7 protein-coding genes are annotated in these 9,299 nt (G+C 53.6%); 4 read left to right on the top strand and 3 right to left on the bottom strand.

Features of this window, described 5'->3' with window-relative positions; genetic code table 11:
• Nucleotides 1-441: 441 nt before the first annotated feature.
• Nucleotides 442-996, bottom strand: coding sequence for a recombinase family protein (locus D107_RS0113185; RefSeq protein WP_018881657.1), 555 nt, complete (start codon nt 994-996; stop codon nt 442-444).
• A 420-nt stretch (nt 997-1,416) separates the two neighbouring features.
• Here D107_RS0113185 and D107_RS0113180 point away from each other — a divergent pair, with 420 nt between their 5' ends.
• On the top strand, nt 1,417-3,312 hold the full coding sequence (locus tag D107_RS0113180; RefSeq protein WP_038035422.1) for a hypothetical protein: 1,896 nt from the start codon (nt 1,417-1,419) through the stop codon (nt 3,310-3,312).
• Between the two features lie 304 nt (nt 3,313-3,616).
• Here the strand turns inward: D107_RS0113180 and D107_RS14135 are convergent, their stop codons facing one another.
• The gene (locus D107_RS14135; protein WP_018881655.1) at nt 3,617-3,937 is read right to left on the bottom strand and encodes a type I restriction enzyme endonuclease domain-containing protein; all 321 of its coding nucleotides are present in this window, start codon (nt 3,935-3,937) and stop codon (nt 3,617-3,619) included.
• Nucleotides 3,938-4,730: 793 nt separating this feature from the next.
• Between D107_RS14135 and hxsD the strand changes: the two genes are divergently transcribed.
• The 3 genes from hxsD to hxsC all read left to right on the top strand — a co-directional run bounded on the left by hxsD (nt 4,731) and on the right by hxsC (nt 7,757).
• Complete coding sequence (gene hxsD / locus D107_RS14285; protein WP_081619397.1) at nt 4,731-5,084, top strand: His-Xaa-Ser system protein HxsD; 354 nt, start codon at nt 4,731-4,733, stop codon at nt 5,082-5,084.
• 4 nt (nt 5,085-5,088) lie between these two features.
• Nucleotides 5,089-6,564 carry a His-Xaa-Ser system radical SAM maturase HxsB gene (hxsB, locus tag D107_RS13970; protein ID WP_081619396.1) on the top strand — a complete coding sequence of 492 codons (1,476 nt, stop codon included), beginning with the start codon at nt 5,089-5,091 and terminating at the stop codon, nt 6,562-6,564.
• 179 nt (nt 6,565-6,743) lie between these two features.
• The gene (gene hxsC, locus D107_RS13965) at nt 6,744-7,757 is read left to right on the top strand and encodes a His-Xaa-Ser system radical SAM maturase HxsC (protein WP_196799943.1); all 1,014 of its coding nucleotides are present in this window, start codon (nt 6,744-6,746) and stop codon (nt 7,755-7,757) included.
• Nucleotides 7,758-7,826: 69 nt separating this feature from the next.
• Here hxsC and D107_RS0113165 read toward each other — a convergent pair whose 3' ends face one another.
• The gene (locus D107_RS0113165; RefSeq protein WP_018881653.1) at nt 7,827-9,152 is read right to left on the bottom strand and encodes a tyrosine-type recombinase/integrase; all 1,326 of its coding nucleotides are present in this window, start codon (nt 9,150-9,152) and stop codon (nt 7,827-7,829) included.
• Between the last annotated feature and the right edge of the window lie 147 nt (nt 9,153-9,299).

Raw genomic sequence — 9,299 nt, 5'->3', positions numbered from 1 at the left:
ATTCATCTGGGACGTCCGTCACCGGACGCCTCGTGCAGCCTACCCGGGTGCGATGCGGGCCACACCATGCACCCCTATTTGGCCTTGCTCCGGACTTTCCTCCAGATGCCACCAAGGATGAATCCCTCGACAGATATCTCCACGTACTCCTCTGGATCAGAGCTACGGACGTGGCTGAGAGGCCCTGTGTGTACCAAAGTTTGTACCACTCTATGTACCAGCACAAGGCACACAGCGAGGGGCAGCAAGAGGCCGACGCGAAGACGAATAGGTTGGGAGTCCAGAAGTTCATCCCCTGGCCAGACCCACGGGCCCAGGAGAGATTTCCGACAGAATTTCGTGAGGGTACCCACGCTATTCCCGCTGCAGGTTCCCCCCTAGGGGGAGGCGGTACCTCGTGGAAATGATCGGGGGACCAGGTAGGGGTTACCTATAGAAAGGTCAGACGCTCGCCCCCTCGTTCTTGATCCGGTAGACGGACATCCGCCCAATGCCAAGCTCTCTGGCTACCGCCGCCGGACCCCACCCCTGGTCGAGCAGGGACAACACCTTCTCCCTGTCGATGGTCTTGCTGCCACCCGTGTAGACGCCTTTCCGCTTGGCCTTCTCGATGCCCTCCCGCTGACGCTCCCGTATGATCGCCCTCTCAAACTGAGCGAAGGCACCCAGCATCTGGAACATCAACTCCTTGAAGGGATCGCTTTGATCCGCGTTGAAGGACAGCCCCTCCTTATGGAACCGGACACCGACACCCCGCGACCGCAACTGCTCGACTAGACCCAGGAGGTCCTGAGAGTTACGCGCCAAACGATCGATGCTGTGGACATGGACCGTGTCTCCCTCACGGACATAGTCCAACAGAGCAGTCAGCGCGGGGCGCTTCGTATCTCCGCCTCCACACTTGTCCTCGAACACCTTATCGACGGCCACCCCATCCAGTTGTCTCTCCGTGCTCTGGTCCAGAGTACTCACCCGCTTGTATCCCACCTCTGCCATCCCTTTCTCCTCGTCCGTATCAACAGGATCTAGACCCCCACTAGATACCCGTATCACGACCAAAAGACAACCCTGATGAGACACCCAGGGCCGACACTCGAGACGTACCGGCAGGGTGTACCCACCTGATACGCAGCGGACAGCCCCTACCGGGACCGGCTCGCCATTACCACGACTTTATGAAGGGGTAGGTCGCCTGGCGCTTGCTCGTACCGCCTGGCCCACCCAGCTCAATTGCTGGCCCCTTATGGATGAACGCTCACCCATCCTCGGCTACGGCCCCCTGTGGTGATGCGCTCCTCCAGTCCCAACCCATCGACGCTCTCCCTTCGACCCCTGCCGCCGCGCAGCCCCAAACGCCAGCGGGATGAAGGCCATGAAGCCGTTGATGACCTCCCACACCCCCTTGAGGAATCCAAGATGATTCGTGAAGACCACTATGTAGAACGCATGACCGCCCACTGGCGCACCCTGGGAAACACCCCGAGTCCAGAGCTTCAAACCATCTGGGGACAGTTGTGTGCTGTCCTCAACGAGCAAGCAACATCGAAGGACGGCGCGTGGCGTGTACTACAACCTGCTACCGGAACGGGAAAGTCCCAAGGACTCGCCCTGTACGCAGCGATGCATTCGGACCAAAGCCAGTTCGCAATGCTCGTCGTCGTACGACTGATCGACCAAGCGGAGGAGATGAGCGCACAGATCAACAAGCTCGCAGGGTGTGCTATCGCTCGGTGCCGCCATACCGATAACGTCCTTACGGCCGAAGAGATGGCTGACACCCAGATCTTGGTGGTGACCCACAAGGCCTACGAGATGTCGCTCGAGAAATTCAAATTGGGAGATGAAGAACGTTTCTCCACCTTCATCGCTTACAACCACAATTTCTCAGGCCAGAGGGACCTTGTCGCAATCGATGAATCTCTCAACATTGTCAGAATGTACCAGTGCACCCTCGAAGACCTCTCCTTCTCCTTGGGTGTAATCCCGCAGCATATTCGTTACGACGCACAGTACGCTGCGGAGCTAGACGCGCTTGAAGGGCTCGAGCGGGACCTGAAAGCCATCCAGAAGGACCAAGCCTACGCCACCCGACTCCTTTCTTCCGAGGCGAAGGAACTCGCGAAGACCTGGGATTTCAGCAATCTCCGACAAGCACTACGGAAAACTCCTTGGGACGATCTGGTCATAAGGTCCGAAGATGGACGCCACCGGAAATCCATCGGGGAACGGGTTGATAAAACCCTTGAGGCAGCACAAGCGACGCTCGAGCAGTGGCACTACTACAGCAGAAAGGGCAAGGATCACACCCTCAACACTGCCTCCCTTGTTATTCCCGACAATGATATTGGCGCGGTAATCCTCGACGCCACCGCTTCCCAGAATCTGCTTTACCGTCTTTTCCAGGAAAAAGCGATCCTCAAACCGGTGATCCGTGCCCGGAGCTACGCAGGTGTACGTCTACATGTCGCACGGTGCCGAGGGGTGGGCAAGACGGGCATGACCAAAGAGGCTTCCCCTCGAACCAAGGCGCTCATGTCGAACCTCGCGAACAGGATCCCTGACAGCGCGAATGTCTTCGTTTGTTCACACAAGGCCCTCGAACCGCTAATCAATGCTTACGAAACGGCCTTTCAGCTCCAAACGGGTCATTGGGGAGCCGTCGACGGACGCAACGACTACCAGCACTGCGACACCTTCGTTGGGTTTGGATTGCCTTACAGAGATCGGACTCATGCCGCCAACACCTTCTTCGCGATGAAAGGACCTCAGCACGACCCGTGGCTACAGGAAGCTAGCGAAAGGACTCACCTTGGACACGAAGACATTCTTCGGTCTATCGGTGAGTCTCAGGTAGTGGCCGACATCATCCAAGCGATGAACCGGATACAAATCCGGAGAGTAGTCGATGAAAAAGGTCATTGTGAGCCATCGGATTGCTTTCTGGTTCTTCCTACGGGGGAACAGGGAGACCGGATGTTGGAAAGCATCAGACAGGCGATGCCCGGAATCCGGATTACGGACTGGGATCTGGACCTCTCCGATGTCCAAAGGAAGGCGCGAGCACGATCAATCCCGCCTCGATCTAGGTACGCAGACTCACTGTGCGTATTCATGAAAGGCCAAGGATTCGGACGCTGGTCCGCAAGCTATGTTCGAGCTGTTCTAAAGATCCCGGCCGAACGGTGGAAAGCGCTAGTCAAGCAGATAAAGAGCCCCGACAGCAATCTTGGGAAGCGGATGCGCGCTATGGGCTGCAGACTCGAGACACTCGGAATAGGAAGAGGAGGACGGACATACATCATCAAGGAATAGAGACTAGAGCCACATCAGGAAGACTCTAGAAGCAACGAGACTACTTATCTCGAGATGTAACTACCTAACAGACCGATAGCGGACTAAAGAATGGGTCCTTAGATCTCTATATATTCTTTTAGAGAAACAATGACCCATTTCTCTGAGCTTCTTCAGGCTGTTCTCTAGATCCGTGATCCCTACCATGATTATTTTTTCTGGAAAGAGAAGACCAATAGAAGAACTCTAGAGACTTCAGATCTTCCTATTGGTCTGAAATCTGGACTGGATTAAGGATGATGATCATGATCGTGTAACTACACCCTTAAGAAGCAACCTGGCGATACAGGCTTTGTCCGCCACCATAGTAGCTACTATAGATATGCCGGTAGGCCACCTCACACTTCTCCTCGTAGATGTCCTCTCCGTAGCTCTCTGGCAGGTGTCGGTCGAAGATCCTCTCTAGGGTCCGTCGGACATCACTCCTGGCCCTCTCCTTCTTCCTCCAGTCCAACACCAGCTTCTCTTTCTTCAGAGTCTCGAGAAGCTCGCGACATGCCTGTTTAACCTGGCTAACCTCCTTGTCCGAAAGCTCTGGTGCTGGCTTGGTCAGGATGTCGTACAGGGCTAGCTCCTCCTCGGACAACCCCTCTCAGATCGCTCTCCGGTGCTCCTCCTGGAGGTTGTCCGCGAGATCCAGAAATTGCAGGAAGCGTCTCCACATTGAGGCTTCCTTCGTTGTTCCGGCCAATAAGGCTCTGATATTTATTGAGAACATCGGTCCGGTTCGGATTGCCAGCAACACACGCTCTCCCCTGCTGATCAATGATTCCTTCAACCATTTCCCGATATCCTCCTGATTAATGGCCCATCGGTACCGGTCAGCTCCCACCGAGGGTCGACGGCTCGAGCATTGTCCTGCCTGTTGAGTACAAGCATCTCACCACCACCTGAAAAACCCCGGACCATACCCCCCCCAAACGACTGGCGCTTTTCCGGGCTAAAACCAACAACGAAAGACAAGTTGACTGCCATTAGCCCATGGCCTAGATTAGGGATAGGAGCCCGAAGTACGGGTCTGACCAGTCGCATTCCGAACCGGAGTCCTTTGGACCTAGGGGCAAATTCATGGCTAACCGAAAGTTCTTAAAACCCGCCACCGTCTTGGCGGCCGCACTCACTGCTGTTACGACGGGCGCCGCTAGCGGAAGCATTGGAAACGACTACACCAATGAGCGAATCGATCGTCTGTTGTTCCTGTCCCAAAGCGACCAACCGTTTTCGGAAAGTCAGTTTATAATCGAAAACCCCAATGCGACAGCCGAAGGTGAACTGTATGCGCAGCATCGCTCACATCAGTCACATCGGTCCCATAGTTCTCACAGATCACACAGCTCACACACTTCGCATGTCTCGTCGCGGTGGTAGGTGCCCGCCCGATGGCCTCTGAATCAAAAGTAGCCCTTTCTTCGGTCCACCGCGTCACGCACGGCAATACCGTCTCCGTTGAAGTATGCTTGAACGCGTTCCATATCGACACTATTAAAGAGACCTGTTATCGCTTTTCTGGCAAGTATTATAATTCAATAAGCGTCACAGCCGACAACCAAAAGGCAATTGTCAAATTCCAGTTCCCAACCACCATACTGGACGACGAGCAGGAAAAGATTCTGCAGTCTTTCAACGACGATCTACTAGACCAGGATTTGCGAAACACAGTCTCTAAGAAAACCGAAGCCGTAAGGAATCTGATACTCGCGAACGCGTTCGCAAATTCTGAATTTATCGAGTGATTTAATGGGTAACTCAGCACTCGGCAAGCGATTTCAACCCGTAGACTTCTTTAGACCCCCTGATACTACACGGCATTACACCATATTGCCGTTCAATTTCACGCGCCTGGGCGATAAGTACCTTATAACGAATGAAGCGGGTGAATATGCGCTTCTAGACCGAGAACAACTTGTCGACTTCGCCCATGAGCAACTTTCTTATCGATCAGACCAATACCAAGAACTGCGGGCGAAACATTTCCTTTTGGACTCCAACTCAGACTCCGCGCTAGATCTACTAAGCCTCAAAATAAGAACCAAGCACTCAGCAGTACGAAACTTTACGGCTCTGCACATCTTCGTTGTTACACTGCGCTGCGATTACTCTTGTCCGTATTGCCAAGTGTCTCGAAAAACTCAAGACGTTGAGGCTTTTGACATGAGTAGAGAGACCGCGCTTCGCTCATTGGATCTCGTTTTCCGCTCACCGTCCAAGTCAATCAAGATAGAGTTCCAAGGCGGTGAGCCTCTACTTAACTTCGAGATGGTCAAGTTTGTTATAGAGACCGCCGAAGAAAGGAACACTCGTGAAGGGCGTAACCTACAGTTCGTCATCGCGACCAATTTGTCGTTTGTAGATGAAGATGTTTTGACTTACTGCGACGAGCACGACGTCTACATATCAACCTCTCTGGATGGGCCCGCCGAGCTGCATAATAAAAACCGGCCTCGAAGTGGTCCCAATGGTCATGAGCTTGTTCGAGAAAAGATTGAATTAATTCGGGATCGCCTTGGCCCCGATCGAATCGCAGCGCTGATGACGACAAGCGAGCGAAGCTTAAGCTATCCCTGCGAAATTATAGATGAGTATATCGATGCGGGATTTAATGAAATTTTCTTGAGACCGATTTCGCCTTACGGTTTCGCCGTGCGAACCAAACAAGCTGAGCGATATGATTTTGAGAGATTCCATCACTTCTATCAATCTGCAATGGACTATATTCTTTTCCTGAATCGGTCCGGCTTAGAATTTTCGGAGAACTACTCTCGAATCTTGCTCCAAAAATTGTTGACACCGGATCCGAACGGTTATGTAGATCTTCAATCGCCAGCAGGTTTGGGCATAAGTGTCCTTCTGTATAACTACGACGGCGGCGTCTACGCTTCAGATGAAGCACGGATGCTGGCGGAGATGGGCGACGAGACTTTCCGGCTTGGCGATGTCCACTCGAACTCCTACGAACAACTTATGCTAAACCCAACGCTTTTGGATGTTTTAGAGGCGACCGTTTCTGAAAGCATACCGGAGTGCTACGAATGTGCCTTCCGACCTTATTGCGGCACTGATCCGGTCTACCACCATACGACACAGGGTGATTGGGTTGGGCATAAAGCCTCTAGCTCCTTCTGCGCAAGGACGAAGAGTATTGTAGGGTACCTAATACAGAAACTTGAAGCCGGGGGCGATGACGCAAGCATCTTAAAGAGCTGGGTTTCATGATTGACCTCCGATCACGCAAGTCACAATTCTGCGGATGGGCGGACTTTTCGGAACCGTTTATTGCGTCCTTGACCGAGAATCGCTCGCTGCCAATGGTCGCTGCGAAAACGCGGTGTCTTATAGTAGATAGATTGTCTAATGTTCCGAGCGACGCATGGGACCGGTTTTACGCGGTACTCGTGAGAGAGTCGCTGGGCCATGATTGCAACCATCAGAGAATAATTGGTCTTGATGATCCGCTGTACTACCTACAAGACAAAGACATCGTCCGAATTAATCCTGTGGCGCAGGAGATAAGCGTTTTATTCAGGGCGAGTTCTGATCATAACAGCATATTAGTTACGGAGCGCTGTAACAGTTTTTGCTTAATGTGCTCGCAGCCTCCTAAAGACATAAATGATAGCTATTTGGTGTCAGAAGCTTGCGAGACGATTTCGCTTATCCCGCGCGGTACGCGTAGTCTCGGTATTACCGGGGGAGAACCGACGTTACTCGGTGATGGCTTTTTCCGCATCGTGCGTCAGGCTAGGAATAGGCTGCCGGAGACAGCTCTTCACGTCTTAACGAATGGTCGTCGATTCTGCGAGAGAAAACTTGCTCGCAGACTTTCTGATATTGGGCACCAAGATCTAATGTTGGGGGTCCCTTTATATTCTGAACAGCCAGATATTCACGATTTTGTCGTACAGGCGAAAGGAGCATTCGACGAGACAGTCAAGGGAATTCTTAATCTTAAAGCAGAGGGAATACGCGTGGAGCTTAGAGTGGTGCTCCACGATAAAACCTGCTGGGGGTTGCCTAGATTGGCTCAATTTATTGCGCGAAACCTGAAGTTTGTGGATCAAGTGGCGCTCATGGGTTTGGAGCTCACAGGTTTCACTAAGTCGAATTTGAGCGCATTATGGGTTGATCCATATGACTATCGCGCGGAGTTAGAGAAGTCTGTTTGGATATTGAAGAACGCGGGCATTAGGGTACTTATATTTAATCATCAGCTTTGTGTACTAGAAGACTCTGTTAGGCAGTTTTCCGTGAAGAGCATTTCTGATTGGAAGAACGATTATTTGCCCGCCTGTGAAAGTTGTGTGAGCAAGGAAGACTGTGGCGGTTTCTTTAGTTCGGGTATGGGCTTGATGAAGCATAGCGCTTACATTCAACCCCTTAAGACGCCTGGCAGTATGCGCCAGGCCTGACTCCCTGACGCTAGTACTTGTCGGACAGGGTGGACGCTATCCTCGTGGGTGGCCCTGCGAGCTGGCATTTCACTGACACTCCGCGTAGGAGATCGAGTCCACCACCTCGAGCACATGCCGAAGGTGGAACACGTGCGTGTAGCGGTCAGTGACCCCTCCCCCCTTGGTCTCATGGCCGACTACTTGTTGAACCCTTGCCGTGGAGACACCTGCCGCGCGTGCCTTCGTGATGAAGGTATGTCTCAATGAGTGGAACACGACTCTTTCTCCGAGGTCGTTGACCCGAGCAGGACACAGGGAGGAGAAGTGGTCTGTCACTCGGTTCGGGTTGGCATTCGCGGTCGGGAAGAGAAGCCCATCATGTCGAGCCACCCAGTCGAGCAACCCGGATCCCAGTAGCTGAAGGTGAAGCGGGATCATCCGTCGCGCTGCTCTCGTCTTGCCCCCTCGGATGACGACATAGTGTCGCCCCGTGTCGGAACAGCGCTTGAAATCACTGGGTATCAACCCTGCCAGTTCAGAACGTCTTGCACCCGTGTACGCCGCCAACAGCATGAACCAGCGGACCCACTCGGGTTTGCCTTTGGCTTTCTCGAGAAGGGACCGGACGTCCGCGTCACCAAGGGCCGCGAAGCGAGCATCGGGATGAGTCAGCTTCAGCCCTTCCGTGGGCGACCGCTTGAGGACTCCAAGCTCTCGGGTCAGATAGGTCCCGAAGAAGCTTTGACAAAGCTTCAGATGCTCTTTGACGGTCTTCCCGGAGATCCGATGCTCTGGCGGGATCTGCGCTTCCACAAGCTCTTTGAGTGAGCGTCCCCGGTAGGCTTTCCGGTTCCTCTGGGGAAGTCGCGCGATGCGCTCCAGGACAACCTGCAGATCCTTCTTACCGATTTCAGACACTCGGACATCTCCCAGGAAGAACTTGAGATTCGCCATTAGCGACTCGTTGTTCTTGCGGAGCTTGTCTGTCCATTGCTTGCCGCTCACGAACTGCTTCCAAGCCTCAGAGAGGGTCAGTTCGATTGTCTTCTCAGTCTCGGGCTGAACGCCTCCCCCCGAAGCCTTGAGGGCAACGGTGACGCCCTCTGCAGCCCGACCAGAGGACTGCCCAACGAGATCCTCTTGGGCCTCGGAAAAATCGGCCAGACGCGTGCACAGGCGCTCCAGCGTTTGCTTGCAACGGGAACGTTTGACCTGACGAATGACGTCGCCTCGCTGACTCACGAGGTAGAGCGCCTCGGGGTAGGAATCTGTTCGCAGTGTGCGCTTGATCTCGCGGGGCAGGTGGGGACAGAGCCGCCTGACATGACGGGGCATCGCGAAGCGAAACCAGAAGACACGTCCCCTGGGGGTAACGTAGGGGTGACCGCTTTGTACCAAACTGTGTACCAACACCTTTCGACTCCTTCAAAGAGTCCGTAAGATGCTGATCCAGAGGCTAAAAACTAAAGTGGGAGCCGGCCATAAGCCGGGTTCTGTCGTGGACAGTCATTCATCTGGGACGTCCGTCACCGGACGCCTCGTGCAGCCTACCCGGGTGCG

The sequence above is a fragment of the Thioalkalivibrio sp. ALE30 genome (assembly GCF_000377465.1).
In the GTDB taxonomy this organism is placed as follows: Bacteria; Pseudomonadota; Gammaproteobacteria; order Ectothiorhodospirales; family Ectothiorhodospiraceae; genus Thioalkalivibrio.
Note: the sequence above shows the minus strand (reverse complement) of the source record. Positions and strands in the feature narration are given on the sequence as shown.

What these genes read in the sequence shown, in the direction of transcription:
- D107_RS0113185 (WP_018881657.1), bottom strand. Translation starts at nt 996, where the DNA reads ATGGCAGAGGTGGGATACAAGCGGGTGAGTACTCTGGACCAGAGCACG.
- D107_RS0113180 (WP_038035422.1), top strand. Translation starts at nt 1,417, where the DNA reads ATGATTCGTGAAGACCACTATGTAGAACGCATGACCGCCCACTGGCGC.
- hxsD (WP_081619397.1), top strand. Translation starts at nt 4,731, where the DNA reads ATGGCCTCTGAATCAAAAGTAGCCCTTTCTTCGGTCCACCGCGTCACG.
- hxsB (WP_081619396.1), top strand. Translation starts at nt 5,089, where the DNA reads ATGGGTAACTCAGCACTCGGCAAGCGATTTCAACCCGTAGACTTCTTT.